Source organism: Pararhizobium polonicum (assembly GCF_001687365.1).
GTDB lineage: Bacteria > Pseudomonadota > Alphaproteobacteria > Rhizobiales > Rhizobiaceae > Pararhizobium > Pararhizobium polonicum.
Genome location: NZ_LGLV01000016.1, coordinates 26,942 through 42,378 on the forward strand (window position 1 = coordinate 26,942; position 15,437 = coordinate 42,378).

Here is a 15,437-nt window from a genome sequence, read left to right on the forward strand (position 1 = left end):
AAGAATACCGCCGCCTATGAACCGCGTTTTAGATCAAGATGCAACAAGACCGCAATGTCATGATGATTGATTAACGCAATTTTGTGGCGGTCTTATCATGAAAAAGCCGGTCAAAAGACCGGCTCTTATCAAATATCGGACCAGATTTTCCATGCAGGAACAACTGGCTGCGCATTACGGCGCATTGACGGCGATCACTTCACGCGGTGCCGAACGCTGCCGCTGCGTTGCGGTCTCGACGATTTCGTAGGCCGTCGGATCGCTCATCAGCGCCTTCAGCGCGTTGGCGTTCATCTTGTGGCCGCCGCGATAGGAACGGTAGCAGCCGATGAACGGCGCTCCGGCCAGAGCCAGGTCGCCGACGGCATCCAGCGTCTTGTGGCGGACGAATTCGTCCTTGTAGCGCAGGCCTTCCATGTTGATGACCGTGTTGTCATCGGCAATGACAACCGAGTTTTCGAGCGACGAGCCGAGGCCGCGGCCGGCAGCCCACATCCGCTCGACATCACGCATGAAGCCGAAGGTGCGGGCACGCGACAGTTCCGTCTTGAATACCGACGGCGTGATATCGCCCTTCCAGGCCTGACGACCGATCAGCGGGCTATCGAAATCGATCTCCACTTCGAAACGCATGCCGTCATACGGCGTGAATTCCGACCAGGAGGCACCCGATTCGATGCGAACCGGCTTGAGGATGCGGATATAGCGGCGCTTGACGGCAAGCGCCTTGATGCCCGTCTGTTCGATGGCGTCGATGAACGGAGCCGAGCTGCCGTCCATGATCGGCATTTCGGCGCCATGCACTTCGATGAGAAGATTGTCGAGGCCAAGCGCGTAGATCGCCGCCATCACATGCTCGATCGTGGCGATCGAGGTGGCAGGCGAAAAGCCGAGAATGGTGCACAGATCGGTGTTGCCGACCTGAGAGGAAACAGCCTTGAATTCGCTGATGGTCTGTTCGTCGACGACACGCTGGAAAACGATGCCGCTATCGGCTTCCGCCGGATGGAACGTGATTGCTACTTCGGCGCCAGAATGTACGCCCGTGCCGCTCAGAGTTACAGAATGTGCAATCGTTGTCTGAAACCCAAGCAGTCCAATTCCCAGTCCCATGCTTCTCGCCTTCAATGCTACGTGGCGTTGCCGCCGAATGTCTCAAGGGGACCAGAGCCGCGCGTTTTCCAAAGCCGCAAGACACTCAGTCGGAAAGCGACGCCTTGCGTCACCAACCGGTCCAACATGCAAGCCAGTGCGTTTAGAATCGCAATGCTGCCCCATCAGTCCCGAGTGTGAAGATAATTGCTGAGGGCCCACATTCCAAATCACTGTTTCTTTCGCTTTGTTACGCTGCACAATGAAGTTCGTTAGGCACTGAAAATAAACAGTAATTCATAAAAAATGCCCGGGCAAAAACCCGGGCATTTCGGCAAGGAGGAAGGTGGGTAGAAAGATCAGTTCGACTGGCGGCGCAGGAACGCCGGGATTTCGAGCTGATCGTCTTCATGGGCACGCGGCTGCGAGGCAGCGCGGGCACGATCGTCAACGGCTGCCCGGCGCGGTGCGTAGACGCTGGCTTCCAGAGACAGCGGACGGCGCTGCTGCGAGGCGGCTGCCGGCGCACCGGCCGTCATGTCCGCGGACACGCCGTGATCGTCGTCGTCGCGGCGGCCAAGCGAATTGGTGATTCGCTTCAGCAGACCCATCGGGCCGCGTTCTTCCTGCGGCACCGGCTGTGCACGATGCTCGGCTTCAGCCTTTACCATCGGCGGAAAGTCTTCCACCCGCGGCATGCGGACCTGCTCGGCCTGCTGACGGATCACCGGAGCGGACGGCTCGTGGCGAATGGGAGCCTGAGCGATCGGCTGCGGCTGGTAAGCCACCGTTTCGACGGTACGCTGCACCGGAGCGGCCGTCTGGACGACGGGCTGCTCGATCGGTGCGGCACCGGCGAAAAGCCGGCTCTGCGGACGGAAATCGTCCTGAGCCTGCTGAACCGGGGCAGCAGCGCCACCGCGCGGCATGGAGAGGAACAGTTCGCGTTCCAGCTCGGCTTCGCGGATGGCAGCGGCAATCGAATCGCTGGTCTGCTGGACCGGCTGGGCGGCCGGCTGCTGCTGGACGACAGGCTGCTGTGCCACGGGCTGCTGGGCGACCGGCGCCGGCTGGCTCTGAACGGCAACCGTCTGCTGAACCGGGGCTGCCGGAATGGCGATCGACGGGCGGATGATCGGCTTGGCTGCTACCGGACGAAAGTCAGCGGAACGACCGGCCACCTCCGCGGCCGTCCGATCGATACCCGTTGCCACGACCGAAACGCGGATGAGGCCTTCGAGTTCTTCGTCGAACGTTGCGCCGAGAATGATGTTGGCGTCCGGATCCACTTCTTCGCGGATGCGGGTTGCTGCTTCATCGACTTCAAACAGGGTAAGGTCACGGCCGCCGGTGATCGAGATCAGCAGGCCTTGCGCACCCTTCATCGAGGTTTCGTCGAGCAGCGGGTTGGCGATCGCAGCTTCGGCTGCGGCCATTGCGCGGCCTTCGCCGGATGCTTCGCCGGTGCCCATCATGGCGCGGCCCATTTCGCGCATCACCGAACGGACGTCGGCGAAGTCGAGGTTGATCAGGCCTTCCTTGACCATCAGGTCGGTGATGCAGGCAACACCGGAATAGAGAACCTGGTCGGCCATCGCGAAAGCATCGGCAAACGTGGTCTTGTCATTGGCGATCCGGAACAGGTTCTGGTTCGGAATGACGATCAGCGTGTCGACGGACTTCTGCAGCTCGGCAATGCCCATGTCGGCAAGGCGCATGCGGCGCTGGCCTTCGAAGTGAAACGGCTTGGTGACGACGCCGACCGTCAGGATGCCCTTGTTGCGGGCGGCCTGTGCGACGACTGGAGCAGCACCGGTACCGGTACCGCCGCCCATGCCGGCGGTGACGAAGCACATATGCGTGCCGTTGAGGTGATCGATGATCTCATCGATGCACTCTTCGGCGGCCGCGCGGCCGACTTCCGGCTGCGAACCGGCGCCGAGGCCTTCAGTCACGGCAACACCCATCTGGATGATGCGTTCGGCCTTGGTCATGGTCAGCGCCTGGGCATCGGTATTGGCGACGACGAAATCGACGCCTTCGAGGCCTGCGGTGATCATGTTGTTGACAGCGTTGCCGCCACCGCCACCGACACCGAACACGGTGATGCGGGGCTTCAGCTCGGTGATATCCGGCTTTTGCAAGTTGATCGTCATTGTACCCGTTCCTTCCTGGTTTCTGGCCGCCTTGCCGAGCCGGCCAAATCACTAAATTCCGTATTGCATCCCGCCGGCGTCAGGCCGAAGGGCTCAAAAGCTTTCCTTCAGCCATTGACCCATGCGGGCGATACGGCTGTTGTTTCCTGCAAGCGACGAGAGCAGACCGCCCTGCACCGCATGTGTTTCCATGTCCGCGACCTGCGGATAGATCATCAGGCCGACGGCCGTCGAAAAGGCCGGGCCCTTGGCCGCTGCCGGCAGGCCGGAGACGCCGAGCGGACGGCCGATGCGGACGTTGCGGGCGAGAATCCGGCGGGCCGATTCCGGCAGACCGGTCAGCTGGGCAGCGCCGCCCGTCAGGACGACGCGCTTGCCGACGATCGGCGAAAAGCCGGACCGCTGGATCCGGTCGCGGATCAGTTCGAGTGTTTCCTCGATGCGGGCCCGCACGATGCGCGAGACAAGCGCACGCGGCACATGCGTCGGCTGGTCGCGGTCGTCCTCGCCGATCGGCGGGACGGAAACGATGTCGCGCTCGTCGGCGCTGTTGGGCAGTGCCGAACCATGAACGACCTTCAGACGCTCGGCATCCTCGATGCGGGTCGACAGACCGCGCGCCAGATCGGTGGTGACGTGATGGCCGCCAAGGCTGATCGCGTCGGCATGGACCAGCTTGCCTTCGGCAAAGACCGAGATCGTCGTGGTGCCGCCGCCCATGTCGATGGCCGCGCAGCCGAGTTCGACTTCGTCGTCAACCAGTGCCGCAAGGCCGCTTGCATAAGGCGTTGCGACAATACCTTCGACCGACAGATGGGCGCGATTGATGCAAAGCTCGAGGTTCTTCAGAGCCGCGCGTTCCGCCGTCAGCACATGCATGTCGACGCCGAGCGCGTCACCGAACATGGCCAGAGGATCGCGGATGCCACGCTCGCCATCGAGCGAGAAGCCGGTCGGCAGCGAATGCAGGATGACCCGGTCCTGGCGCAGCGACTGCTGGCCGGCAGCGGCGAGAACCTTCTTCAAGTCGGCAGCGTCCACTTCCTGTCCACCGAGATCGATGGAGGCGGTGTAGATATCGCTCTGCAGGCGGCCGGCAGAGATATTGACGATCAGGCTGTCGATCGTCAGCCCGGCCATGCGTTCGGCGGCATCGACCGCCAGACGGACGACGCTTTCGGCCGCATCGAGATCGGCAATCACGCCGTTCTTCATGCCGCGCGACTTGTGATGGCCGATACCGATGATCTCGATCGAGTGCGTGCGGCCCGGCAGGATCTGACTTTCGGCCTTCGGCGTCAGCCGGCCGATCATGCAGACCACCTTGGTGGAGCCGATATCAAGCACCGAAACGACATGAGACCGCTTGGAAGAAAGCGGCTTCAGACGCGGCAGACCAAAGTGGGAGGAGCCGAAAATGCTCATATGCGGCTCTCCAATTCCTGTTTCTTCAACATTTTCGTGCGGGCCTCCAGCACCGTCTGGCGGCGGGCGGCGGCTTCGGGGGTCAACTGGATCGTGGTGCGATCCTCCAGCCGCAGATCGACCGCGGCGATGTCGCGCTCCAGCAATTGTTGCCCCTCTTCCATGGTGGACAGCACCTGCATGGCGCGCTCGAGATCGTGCTCGGGCAACTTGATGGTGATGCCGTTGTCGAGCATCAGGTCCCAGCGGCGGCCGGCAACACGCACATAGGCTTTGACGCGCTTGCTGATCTCAGGCCACTGCGAGAAATGCTCATAGAAAGCAGCGGCCGACGTTTCCGCGTCGCGGCCGACGAACAGCGGCAGTTCGGAGAACTTGTTGTCGCGCAGCGGCGCAATCACGCTGCCGCTCGCCTCGATCAGCGAGAGATCGGTACCGTGCTGCCAGATGCCGAACGCCTTGCGCTCCTTGAGATTGACCTCGATCGTGCCGGGATAGACCTTGCGCACCGCAACGTCCTCGACCCAGGGCATTTCGCTGATCAGCTTGCGCGCCACACCGATATCGAGAGCGACAAGCGACGTTGCGCCATCAAGACCCAACTGCTGCAGAATATCGATTTCGGAGGTCTGATCGTTGCCGGAAACCTTGACGTCCTCGATCGCGAAGCCGGCGGCCGTCGTGGTCGTTTGGGCGAAATCCTGGCTGTGCCCGCCAAGCGACATGCCGTAGAAGCCGGTCGCGGTGAAAAAGGCGATCGCGGAGACAGTCCCGGTATAGGGCGCAAAATGAATGCGGCCCGTTCCCAGGCTGACAAGGAAACGCACGGCACGGCGCAGCGGCCGCGGCAGAACGAACTGACCATCGAGATCAGCCGCCTCCAGCGGAGCACGCGACCTTCCTGCCTTCCTGCCCTTCAACGCAAACACGACGCGTCCTCCACGATCCACTTGAGGAATTCACCAAACGTATGGCCGGCATGAACGGCCATTTCGGGCACCAGAGAGGTTGGAGTCATCCCGGGCTGGGTATTGACCTCCAGCCAGATGAGCTCTCCGTCTTCAGAGAAACGATCGTCAAAGCGGAAGTCGGAGCGGCTTACGCCGCGGCAGCCAATCGCCTGATGCGCCATGACTGCGAGTGTTTGTATTTTTTGGTAAATATTCGGTAAAATATCTGCCGGGATGACGTGTTTTGAACCGCCTTTTACATACTTTGAATCATAATCATAAAAGGCGTGTCCCTGGGGTATCACTTCGGTGACGCCGAGCGCCGTATCGCCCATGACGCCGCAGGTGAATTCGCGCCCGTAGACGTAGCGCTCGACCATCACCCGGTCGCCGTAACGCCACTCGCTGGAGGTGACAATCTGCGGCGGATGCGACTGGTCTTCCTTGACCATGACCACGCCGAAGCTGGACCCCTCACGCACCGGCTTGACCACATAGGGCGGCTTCATCGGATGATTGGCGCCGAAATCATGGCGATCCATGACGCGCGCTTCGGCGACCGGAATGCCGGCGGCACTCGCAACAAGCTTGGCCTGCGCCTTGTCCATCGCCAGCGCCGAGGCGAGCACGCCGGAATGCGTGTAGGGAATTTCGAGATATTCGAGGATGCCCTGGATCGTGCCGTCTTCGCCGAACGGGCCGTGCAGAGCATTGAAGGCAACATCGGGACGCAGATCGGCAAGCACGGATGCGACATTGCGATCGACGTCTATGCGGGTGACGCGGTAGCCCTCGCCTTCCAGGGCATCGGCACATGCCACCCCGGACGACAGGCTGACAGGCCGCTCCGAAGAGAACCCGCCCATTAGGACAGCCACATGCTTACCGCTCATAAAAACCCCCGACATTACGCCAGTCTTACAAATTCCTGCTTGCGCCTAGCTTGTTCTCACACACGAGTCGTCTGCGTCGGGCACAGACCCACTAGAACGGCATTATGGTTAACGAACGGTTTACTTTGGTTAACCCTACCCAAGGCATTGGTAAAATATTTGCGCACGAATCAAAGCCTCGCATCGATTCATCGCTTGGAATCAGAGTGTTAATCTGAAGGCAAGGCAAATGGCTGTGGTGCCCGATAAAACGGAAAGGCCCCGCAGCGTTTGTGCGGGGCCTTCCTTTGGAGTGTCGAACCGTTGGCCGGGCAAAGGCCGGAGACAGACTCAGTCGTCTTCGCCGACGACTTTCCAGACAATACCGCCGAGGATCGCGCCGATGATCGGGGCAAGCCAGAACAGCCACAACTGCTGCAGTGCCCAGCCCCCCACAAAGATCGCCTGACCTGTCGAACGCGCCGGATTGACCGACGTGTTGGTGACAGGAATGGAGATCAGGTGAATCAGCGTCAGGGCAAGGCCGATGGCGAGCGGCGCAAAACCGGCCGGCACACGCCCGCTGGTCGCTCCCAGGATGATGAAGATGAAGAACCCCGTCAGCAAGACTTCGATGACCAGCGCCGAGGTCAGCGAATAGCCGCCCGGCGAATGTTCACCATAGCCGTTGGCCGCAAAGCCGCCGAGCTGGAAATCAGCCTTGCCGCTGGCCACGACATAGAGCACCGCCGCCGCGACAATCGCGCCCGCCACCTGAGCGATGATATAGCCGGGAAGCGAGGAGGCCGGAAACTTGCCGGCAACCGTGAGGCCGACCGACACCGCCGGATTGAAATGCCCACCGGAAATGCCGCCGACCGCATAGGCCATCGTCACCACCGTCAGGCCGAAGGCAAACGCGACACCGAGCAGGCCGATGCCGACGTTCGGAAAGGCCGCCGCCAGCACCGCACTGCCGCAGCCGCCGAAAACAAGCCAGAATGTTCCCAAAAATTCCGCAGAAAGCTTCTTGAACATGATTTCCCCTTCAAACGGAGCACTGCTCCAAAAGGCCAGATGCGCATCTGCCGCGTTCTCTCTCAGACCCCTGAATGAAAACGCATGCACATTCCAGCCAGCTTGCCACGCGCCACACGTCCGGCGCGCAGCCCAAGATTTGCCACAATTCGATTCTGGTCAAGGTTTGTGCAACGGGCATGTTTCACGCGCGGCGTTTTTAAGCGTTTTGCTGATCTGACAGGCTGAAATCGAAGCAATCGCCGATACTTTTGTGACGAACACGCCGCGAAATCTTGCCGATTGTTGCGTTTGAAGGGTTTTACTGCCGGTGCGTCTGCGTTAAGAGCCGGGCAGCTGCCTCCCAAGACGGCATTCACATTCCCAATACGGACACAATGACAATGAGTGACACAGTATCCACGTTGTCGCCGACGGCAGAGCCGTTGAACAAGGGCCCGCTCAATTCGCCTGCCCGCGTTCTGCTCGCAAGCCTGGTCGGCACAACCATCGAATTCTTCGACTTCTACGTCTATGCCACCGCCGCCGTGCTGGTGTTCCCGACGCTGTTCTTCCCGAACACCGATCCGACCACGGCGCTGCTCGCTTCCTTCGCGACCTTCTCGATCGCCTTTTTCGCCCGCCCGCTCGGCGCGGTCGTCTTCGGCCATTTCGGCGACAGGGTCGGCCGCAAGACGACGCTCGTCGCGGCGCTGCTGACCATGGGCATCTCCACCGTCATCATCGGCCTGCTTCCGTCCTACGATCAGATCGGCGTCATCGCGCCGCTTCTGCTGGCGCTGTGCCGCTTCGGCCAGGGTTTCGGGCTCGGCGGTGAATGGGGTGGCGCGGTGCTGCTCGCCACGGAAAATGCGCCCGAAGGCAAGCGCAGCTGGTACGGCATGTTCCCGCAGCTCGGCGCGCCCGTGGGCCTGTTTCTGTCTTCCGGCGCCTTCTGGCTGCTGCTTCACCTGATGACCCAGGAGCAGTTGCTCAGCTGGGGCTGGCGCATCCCCTTCGTCGCCTCGATCGTCCTGATCGCCGTCGGCCTGTGGGTTCGCCTGTCGATCACCGAAACGCCCGCCTTCCAGAAGGCCATCGACAAGCACGAGCGTGTCGAAGTCCCGGTGATGGAACTGTTCCGCCATCACAAGCGCAGCCTCGTGCTCGGCACCTTCGTGGCGCTGGCAACCTTCGTGCTGTTCTATATCGGCTCGGCCTATCTTCTGTCCTACAACGTCAAGGTCCTGAAAATCCCGTTCCTCGACGCGCTGGAAATCCAGATCGTCGGCTCGGTCCTGTTCGGCATCTTCATCCCCATCGCCGGTAAGCTGGCGGAGCGCTTCGGCCGCCGCGAGGTGCTGATCGCGACGACTGTTCTGATCGGTGTCTTCTCCTTCTTCCTGCCCGGCCTGATGACATCGGGAGAAAGCAGCATCTTCGTCTTCGTCGTCTTTGCGATGGCGCTGATGGGCATGACCTACGGCCTGATCGGTACGGCGCTGGCCGCACCGTTCCCGACCAACGTGCGCTACACCGGCTCGTCCATCACCTTCAACTTCGCCGGTATCTTCGGCGCCTCGCTGGCGCCCTATATCGCCACATGGCTACAGACGAACTACGGCATGACCTATGTCGGCTACTATCTCGGCGTGGCCGCCCTGATCACGCTGGCCTGCATCCTGCTTTCGGGCAAGGACGAAGTCTGAGGCTTCGGCTCACAACACACGAAAAAAGCCGCCGTAGATCGCTCCACGGCGGCTTTTTTAATTCCGGTTCCGCAGCTTACGCCGTCAGTTCACCCAGATATTCCTTGACCTCGTAGCCCGGCATGAAATTGCCGAGCCGCTTGATCTCCCATTCGAGCGGGATGCCCGAGGTTTCGAAGACGCGCTGGCGCACGGTCTCGCCCAGATATTCGAGCTCGTAGCCGCTCGCCTGCCCCGTATTGATCATGAAGTTGCAGTGCATCGGCGACATCTGCGCGCTGCCGATCATCATGCCGCGGCAGCCCGCCTCATCGATGAGCTTCCAGGCGGAGTGGCCTTCCGGATTCTTGAACGTCGACCCGCCGGTCTTTTCGCGGATCGGCTGCACCGTTTCGCGGTGCTGGCGCACCGCATCCATGTCAGCCCGGATCTTCGCTTTGTCTTCCGGGTAACCTTCGAACACGGCATGCGTGAAGATCAGATCCCTGGAGGCGGACGAATGACGGTAGCTGTAGCCCATGTCGGCGTTGGAGAGCACATGCGTGTTGCCCTTGCGGTCGACCGCATGAACCTCGACAACCCGTTCGCGGGTCTCGCCGCCATTGGCACCGGCATTCATGCGCAGCGCGCCGCCGATCGTACCTGGAATGCCGTAATAGAACGCGAAACCGCCAATGCCGTGATCCAGCGTCATCGCGGCCAGGTTCTTGTCCGGGCAGATCGCCCCGGCCTTGACCTTCGTCTCCGAGACGAGCTCGACATCGCCGAAGCCCTTGGCCGACAGACGGATGACGACACCCCGGATGCCGCCGTCGCGCACCAGCAGGTTGGAGCCGACGCCCGCGACCATGACCGGCACTTCCTCCGGCAGCATCTGCAGGAAGGCGACGAGATCGTCGGCGTCGTGCGGCTGGAACATCAGTTCGGCCAGACCGCCGGCGCGGAACCAGGTCACGCGATCCATCGGCGCATCCGGCGTCAGACGTCCGCGCAATTCTTTGACCTTGTCCCCGAGGGAGGCCAGCAATTTTTCACCGTGTACCTGTTTCATGCGGAATTTCCTGAAATGCCTGCGAGTTCCTTCGGAAGTGCCGCAGCCCAATACGTAATGCTGCCGGCACCCAAGAGAACCACAAAGTCCCCCGGTTGCGCAATGGCGGAGACGATCGGCGCAATGGCTTCCGGGCCTTCGATGAAGCGCGCGTCGCGGTGGCCGCCTGCCTTGATACGGGAGACGAGTTCCTGCGAGTTGACGCCCTCGATCGGTTCCTCACCGGCCGAATAGACCGGCGCCAGAAGAATCGTGTCGGCATCGTTGAAGCAGGCGGAGAAGTCCTCGAAGAGGCTGTGAAGACGTGAAAAGCGGTGCGGCTGGTGCACGGCGATGACGCGGCCCTGGCAGGCCTCGCGCGCGGCGCGCAGCACAGCCTTGATCTCGACCGGGTGATGGCCGTAGTCGTCGTAGACGCGGACATTGTTCCATTCGCCGGTGAAGGTGAAGCGGCGCTTGACGCCGGCAAAGGATGCCAGCCCCTTGGCGATATCCTCCGGCGAAATACCAAGCCGCTGCGCGACGGCAATCGCCGCGGTGGCGTTCGAGACATTGTGGCGGCCCGGCATTGGCAGCCGCAGATCCTGCATCTGGATCACCTGTCCGGTGCGGCGGCGGCGGATCTCGACGTCGAACACCGATGTGGCGCCGTCCATGCGGATATTGGAATAGCGCACGTCGGCCTGCGGGTTTTCGCCATAGGTGACGACCTTGCGGTCCTCGATCTTCGAGACCATGGTCTGCACTTCGGGATGATCGAGGCACATGACGCCAAAGCCATAGAACGGAACGTTTTCGACGAACTGGCGAAAGGCCGCGCGCACGGCATCGAAATTGCCGTAGTGGTCGAGATGTTCGGGATCGATATTGGTGACGACGGCGACGTCGGCAGGCAGTTTCAGGAAGGTGCCGTCGGATTCGTCGGCCTCCACCACCATCCACTCGCCCTCGCCCATGCGGGCATTGGTGCCGTAGGCATTGATGATGCCGCCATTGATGACGGTCGGATCGAGCCCGCCGGCCTCAAGCAGCGTCGCCACCATCGAGGTCGTGGTGGTCTTGCCATGCGTGCCGCCAATGGCAATGGCATTGCGGAAGCGCATCAGTTCGGCCAGCATCTCGGCGCGGCGCACCACCGGCAGCAGCTTTTCACGCGCAGCGATGAGTTCCGGGTTGCTCTTCTTGATGGCGGTCGAGACAACCACGACTTCGGCCTCGCCGATGTTCTCTGCCTTGTGACCGACGAAAACCTCGATACCCTTGTCACGCAGGCGCTGGACATTGGCGCTGTCGGATTGGTCAGAGCCCTGAACCTTGTGGCCGAGATTGTGCAGCACTTCGGCAATACCGCTCATGCCGATACCACCGATACCGATGAAATGAACCAGGCCGATTGTCTGCGGCATCTTCATGAGCGTGCTTCCTTGAACTGTGCAATGGTCGAACCGCTGGCAATAGCTTCAACCATGGCGGCAAGCAAGCGGGCCGCATCGGGTTTGCCCGCCTGTTTGGCACTTGCCGCCATATCGGCCAGCTTGCCGGGATTGGTCATGGCTCCGGTCAGGATCTTGCTCAGCTTTTCGGTGGAAAGCTCGGCCTGAGCGATCACCTTGGCACCGCCGGTCGCCGCCAGCGCCGCCGCGTTCGCTGCCTGATCATGATCGAGCGCATAGGGGTAAGGCACCAGGATCGCCGGGCGGCCAATCACCGCGATCTCGGAAACCGTGGAGGCGCCGGACCGGCAGATGACCAGATGCGCCTTGGCGAGGCGGTCCGCCATGTCGGTGAAGAACGGCGCGATGTCCGCAGCCATCTCGAGCTTGGCAATGCAGCCCTCGACCATCGGCATATCTTCGGCGCGCGCCTGCTGCGTGATCCGCAGACGTTTTCGCAAGCTGTCGTCGAGCAGGCTGACCGCCGTCGGCACGCTTTTCGAAAAATACTGAGCACCCTGACTGCCACCGAACACGACCAGCCGGAATTCCTCGCCCTCGCCCGACGGCACATACGGAACCTTGGCGGCCTCCAGCACGGCCGGCCGGACGGGGTTGCCCGTCGTCACCGTCTTTGCGGCATAGAGACCGTCCGTCTCGGGCAGAAAGCCGCCGGCAATCGCCCTGACGCGACGGGCGAGTGCCTTGTTGGCCCGGCCCATGACGGCGTTCTGCTCATGGATCATCGACGGGATGCCCATGCCGGTTGCGGCCAGCAGCGGCGGAATGGTCGGATAACCGCCGAAGCCGACGACGACCTTCGGCCGGACCTTCGCCATCAGTCGGCGGGCGATGCGGATGCCCGACCAGAGCGTCCACAGCGATGATGCCACCTTCAGCGGATTCTTCGAGCCGATCGTCGCGGACGGGACGACATGGATTTCATCGGCCGGAAACTTGCCGGCGAAGCGTTCGGCCCGGCTGTCCGTCACCAGATGGATGGAATAGCCGAGCGCCTTCAGTTCGTGCGCCAGGGCTTCCGCCGGAAACAGATGGCCGCCGGTCCCGCCGGCGGCTAGCATGATGATGCCTTTGCTCATGATCAGTCCTTACTTCGCCGGCCCTATTCCGCCGGAACGCCCATGCCCGAGCGGAACAGGCTGCGCTCGACGGCGCGCTTTTCCGGCCGATGGCGCGTGAGTGCCAGGATAAAGCCCGCCGTGACGCAGATCGCCACCATGGAGGAACCGCCATAGGAGATCAACGGCAACGTCATGCCCTTGGCCGGCAGCAACTGCAGATTGACGCCGATATTGATCATCGACTGGATGCCGATCTGCAGGACAAGACCTGCGACGGCAAAGCGGGTGAAATCGTTACGCTCACGAAAGGCGTGGCTCAGGCCCCGCATGACAAGGAAGGCGAAGATCAGCACGATTACCATGCAGAAGACGATGCCGAATTCCTCGGCCGCCACCGAAAAGATGAAGTCGGTATGGCTGTCCGGGATGATCCGCTTGATGATGCCTTCGCCCGGCCCCTGCCCAAACCAGTCGCCCCGGATGATCGCCTGAAGCGCCGTATCCACCTGGAACGTATCGCCCTCTCCCGTCATGAACCGGTCGATACGGCCGGCCACGTGCGGCAACAGCGTATAGGCGACCACGAGACCGCCGACAGCGGAACCGCCGAGTACGATGATCCACAGCCACGGCATGCCGGCCATGAAGAACATGCCGCCCCAGACGGCCGTCGTCAGGATGGTCTGGCCAAGGTCAGGCTGGGCAACGAGCAAAGCCACGACGATACCGAACAGCAGGATGGCAAACAGGTTTCCGGGAATTTCCGGCTGGCGCGCATGCTCGGAAAACAGCCAGGCGCAGACGACGACGAAGGCAGGCTTCATGAACTCAGACGGCTGGATCGACAATCCGGCCAGCGAAATCCAGCGCCGCGATCCCTTGACCTCGGCGCCGAAGAACAGCGCCAGCACCATCATGGCAAGCGAGACGATCAGCAGGATCATCGCGGTACGGCGTACCTGCCGCGGCGTCAGGAAGGAAATGGCGATCATGACGCCCAGCGACGGCAGCAGGAAGGCCGCGTGCCGCTTGACGAAGTGGAAACTGTCGAGGTTGAGGCGCTCGGCAACCGCGGGGCTTGCCGCAAAGGACAGCATGAAGCCGATCCCCATCAACAGAATGAAGGTCGCCAGGAAGAACCTGTCGATCGTCCAGAACCAGTCGGCCACGGGGCCACGTTCGGCACGGCTTACCATTTCTTCGTCCCCTTCAACGGCGCGTCCGGCGCCGATCTGTGATCGTCTGGGCCACCGGCCCTCATATCAGCATCGTTACGCCGTCAATCGCCGCGACATGGCTGACGAAGGCGTCGCCCCTGACTTCAAAATTCTTATACTGGTCGAAGCTTGCGCAAGCCGGGGACAGCATGACGGCCGATTGCGCGGCGTCATCCCTCGCCGCATCGGCCGCCGCATGGGCCACTGCCCGCTCCAGCGTTCCGGAAATCTCGTACGGAACCGCCTCACCCAGCGTCGCGGCAAAGGCAGGTGCGGCTTCGCCGATCAGATAGGCCTTGGCGATCTTTGGAAAAAACGGCGCCAGGGTCGTGATGCCGCCCTCCTTGGGCAAGCCACCGGCAATCCAATAGATCCGCTCATAGCTCGACAAGGCCGGCGCGGCCGCATCGGCATTGGTCGCCTTGCTGTCGTTGACGAAGATCACCCTATCCTTACGGCCGACCGGCTGCATGCGGTGCTTCAACCCCGGAAAGGAGGAAAGACCGGCTAAAATGTCGCTTTCGGAAACACCGACCGAAAGGCATGCGCCGATGGCAGCGGCAGCATTCTGGGCATTGTGATTGCCGCGCAGCGTCGCGATGCCGTCGAGATCGGCAACCGCCGCCGCAAGACCGTCCTCGGCGCGCATGACGCGTGTGCCGTCGACAAAGAAACCCTGGCCCAGCGCACGATGGCGGGCAATGCGGATGACCCGTTGTCCGGCCTGTGCTGCCCGGTCGGCGATCGCTTTGGTATAGACGTCGTCGACGCCGACAATGGCTGTGTCGCTTCCGGCGATCAGCCGTTCCTTGATGGCAGCATAGTGCTCCATGCTGCCATGCCGGTCGAGATGATCCGGCGTCAGGTTGAGCAGGATACCGGCGGACGGATTGATCGTCGGCGCCAGATCGATCTGGTAGGATGAGCATTCGACGACGTAGAACCGGCCGGATGCCGGCGGATCGAGCGTCATCACCGCCGTACCGATATTGCCACCGAGCTGCGTGTCCCGGCCGCTCGATCTCAGGATATGGGCGATCAGCGCCGTGGTCGTCGATTTGCCGTTGGTGCCGGTGATGGCGATGAACGGGCAATCCGGCGCATGCGCCCGGCGCTCGCGCACGAACAGTTCGACATCGCCGATGATCTCGACGCCCGCCGCATGCGCGAGATCGACGGTCCAATGCGGCTTTGGATGCGTCAGCGGCACACCGGGCGACAGCACGAAGGCGGAAAAAGCCGTCCAGTCGGCCTGATGCAGATCGCCGGTACCAATACCCGCGGCTGCAGCCTTGGCAACGCTGTCGGGATTGTCATCCCAGGCGGTCACCCTGGCACCGCCGGCGACAAGCGCCTGCGCCGTCGCCAGCCCCGATCCACCGAGACCGAAGAGAGCGACTTGCCTGTCCTTGAAGGTTGTGACCGGGATCATC

Annotated in this window: 12 protein-coding genes; 1 reads left to right on the forward strand and 11 read right to left on the reverse strand. The window is 62.0% G+C overall.

Going from position 1 to position 15,437, the window contains the following annotated elements; all coding sequences use genetic code 11:
• Window positions 1–174: 174 nt before the first annotated feature.
• The 6 genes from lpxC to aqpZ all read right to left on the reverse strand — a co-directional run bounded on the left by lpxC (window position 175) and on the right by aqpZ (window position 7,533).
• Window positions 175–1,107 carry a UDP-3-O-acyl-N-acetylglucosamine deacetylase gene (lpxC, locus tag ADU59_RS23190; RefSeq protein ID WP_068957314.1) on the reverse strand — a complete coding sequence of 311 codons (933 nt, stop codon included), beginning with the start codon at window positions 1,105–1,107 and terminating at the stop codon, window positions 175–177.
• Window positions 1,108–1,451: 344 nt separating this feature from the next.
• Window positions 1,452–3,248 (reverse strand): cell division protein FtsZ, encoded by a 1,797-nt coding sequence (gene ftsZ / locus ADU59_RS23195; protein WP_068957025.1) that lies wholly within the window; start codon window positions 3,246–3,248, stop codon window positions 1,452–1,454.
• A 93-nt stretch (window positions 3,249–3,341) separates the two neighbouring features.
• Window positions 3,342–4,673 carry a cell division protein FtsA gene (gene ftsA, locus ADU59_RS23200; RefSeq protein WP_068957027.1) on the reverse strand — a complete coding sequence of 444 codons (1,332 nt, stop codon included), beginning with the start codon at window positions 4,671–4,673 and terminating at the stop codon, window positions 3,342–3,344.
• On the reverse strand, window positions 4,670–5,602 hold the full coding sequence (locus tag ADU59_RS23205; RefSeq protein ID WP_068957029.1) for a cell division protein FtsQ/DivIB: 933 nt from the start codon (window positions 5,600–5,602) through the stop codon (window positions 4,670–4,672). Before ADU59_RS23205 ends, ftsA begins: the two co-directional genes overlap by 4 nt.
• Entirely contained in the window at window positions 5,590–6,516 is a 927-nt protein-coding gene (locus ADU59_RS23210; RefSeq protein ID WP_068957032.1) for a D-alanine--D-alanine ligase, read from the reverse strand. The genes ADU59_RS23205 and ADU59_RS23210 overlap by 13 nt, the downstream gene beginning before the upstream one ends.
• Window positions 6,517–6,846: 330 nt before the next feature.
• On the reverse strand, window positions 6,847–7,533 hold the full coding sequence (gene aqpZ / locus ADU59_RS23215; RefSeq protein WP_068957034.1) for an aquaporin Z: 687 nt from the start codon (window positions 7,531–7,533) through the stop codon (window positions 6,847–6,849).
• A 383-nt stretch (window positions 7,534–7,916) separates the two neighbouring features.
• Between aqpZ and ADU59_RS23220 the strand changes: the two genes are divergently transcribed.
• Complete coding sequence (locus tag ADU59_RS23220) at window positions 7,917–9,221, forward strand: MFS transporter (RefSeq protein ID WP_068957036.1); 1,305 nt, start codon at window positions 7,917–7,919, stop codon at window positions 9,219–9,221.
• Between the two features lie 76 nt (window positions 9,222–9,297).
• Here ADU59_RS23220 and murB read toward each other — a convergent pair whose 3' ends face one another.
• The 5 genes from murB to murD all read right to left on the reverse strand — a co-directional run bounded on the left by murB (window position 9,298) and on the right by murD (window position 15,436).
• The gene (gene murB, locus ADU59_RS23225) at window positions 9,298–10,272 is read right to left on the reverse strand and encodes a UDP-N-acetylmuramate dehydrogenase (RefSeq protein WP_068957038.1); all 975 of its coding nucleotides are present in this window, start codon (window positions 10,270–10,272) and stop codon (window positions 9,298–9,300) included.
• On the reverse strand, window positions 10,269–11,684 hold the full coding sequence (gene murC / locus ADU59_RS23230) for a UDP-N-acetylmuramate--L-alanine ligase (protein ID WP_068957040.1): 1,416 nt from the start codon (window positions 11,682–11,684) through the stop codon (window positions 10,269–10,271). The genes murB and murC overlap by 4 nt, the downstream gene beginning before the upstream one ends.
• The gene (gene murG, locus ADU59_RS23235) at window positions 11,681–12,805 is read right to left on the reverse strand and encodes an undecaprenyldiphospho-muramoylpentapeptide beta-N-acetylglucosaminyltransferase (RefSeq protein ID WP_068957042.1); all 1,125 of its coding nucleotides are present in this window, start codon (window positions 12,803–12,805) and stop codon (window positions 11,681–11,683) included. Before murG ends, murC begins: the two co-directional genes overlap by 4 nt.
• Window positions 12,806–12,828: 23 nt before the next feature.
• On the reverse strand, window positions 12,829–13,983 hold the full coding sequence (ftsW, locus tag ADU59_RS23240) for a putative lipid II flippase FtsW (protein ID WP_068957044.1): 1,155 nt from the start codon (window positions 13,981–13,983) through the stop codon (window positions 12,829–12,831).
• A 61-nt stretch (window positions 13,984–14,044) separates the two neighbouring features.
• Entirely contained in the window at window positions 14,045–15,436 is a 1,392-nt protein-coding gene (gene murD, locus ADU59_RS23245; RefSeq protein ID WP_068957046.1) for a UDP-N-acetylmuramoyl-L-alanine--D-glutamate ligase, read from the reverse strand.
• Between the last annotated feature and the right edge of the window lies 1 nt (window position 15,437).

Coding starts and splice junctions, on each gene's coding strand:
- ftsZ (WP_068957025.1), bottom strand. CDS start 3,248: ATGACGATCAACTTGCAAAAGCCGGATATCACCGAGCTGAAGCCCCGC.
- ftsA (WP_068957027.1), bottom strand. CDS start 4,673: ATGAGCATTTTCGGCTCCTCCCACTTTGGTCTGCCGCGTCTGAAGCCG.
- ADU59_RS23210 (WP_068957032.1), bottom strand. CDS start 6,516: ATGAGCGGTAAGCATGTGGCTGTCCTAATGGGCGGGTTCTCTTCGGAG.
- aqpZ (WP_068957034.1), bottom strand. CDS start 7,533: ATGTTCAAGAAGCTTTCTGCGGAATTTTTGGGAACATTCTGGCTTGTT.
- ADU59_RS23220 (WP_068957036.1), top strand. CDS start 7,917: ATGAGTGACACAGTATCCACGTTGTCGCCGACGGCAGAGCCGTTGAAC.
- murB (WP_068957038.1), bottom strand. CDS start 10,272: ATGAAACAGGTACACGGTGAAAAATTGCTGGCCTCCCTCGGGGACAAG.
- murC (WP_068957040.1), bottom strand. CDS start 11,684: ATGAAGATGCCGCAGACAATCGGCCTGGTTCATTTCATCGGTATCGGT.
- murG (WP_068957042.1), bottom strand. CDS start 12,805: ATGAGCAAAGGCATCATCATGCTAGCCGCCGGCGGGACCGGCGGCCAT.
- ftsW (WP_068957044.1), bottom strand. CDS start 13,983: ATGGTAAGCCGTGCCGAACGTGGCCCCGTGGCCGACTGGTTCTGGACG.
- murD (WP_068957046.1), bottom strand. CDS start 15,436: ATGATCCCGGTCACAACCTTCAAGGACAGGCAAGTCGCTCTCTTCGGT.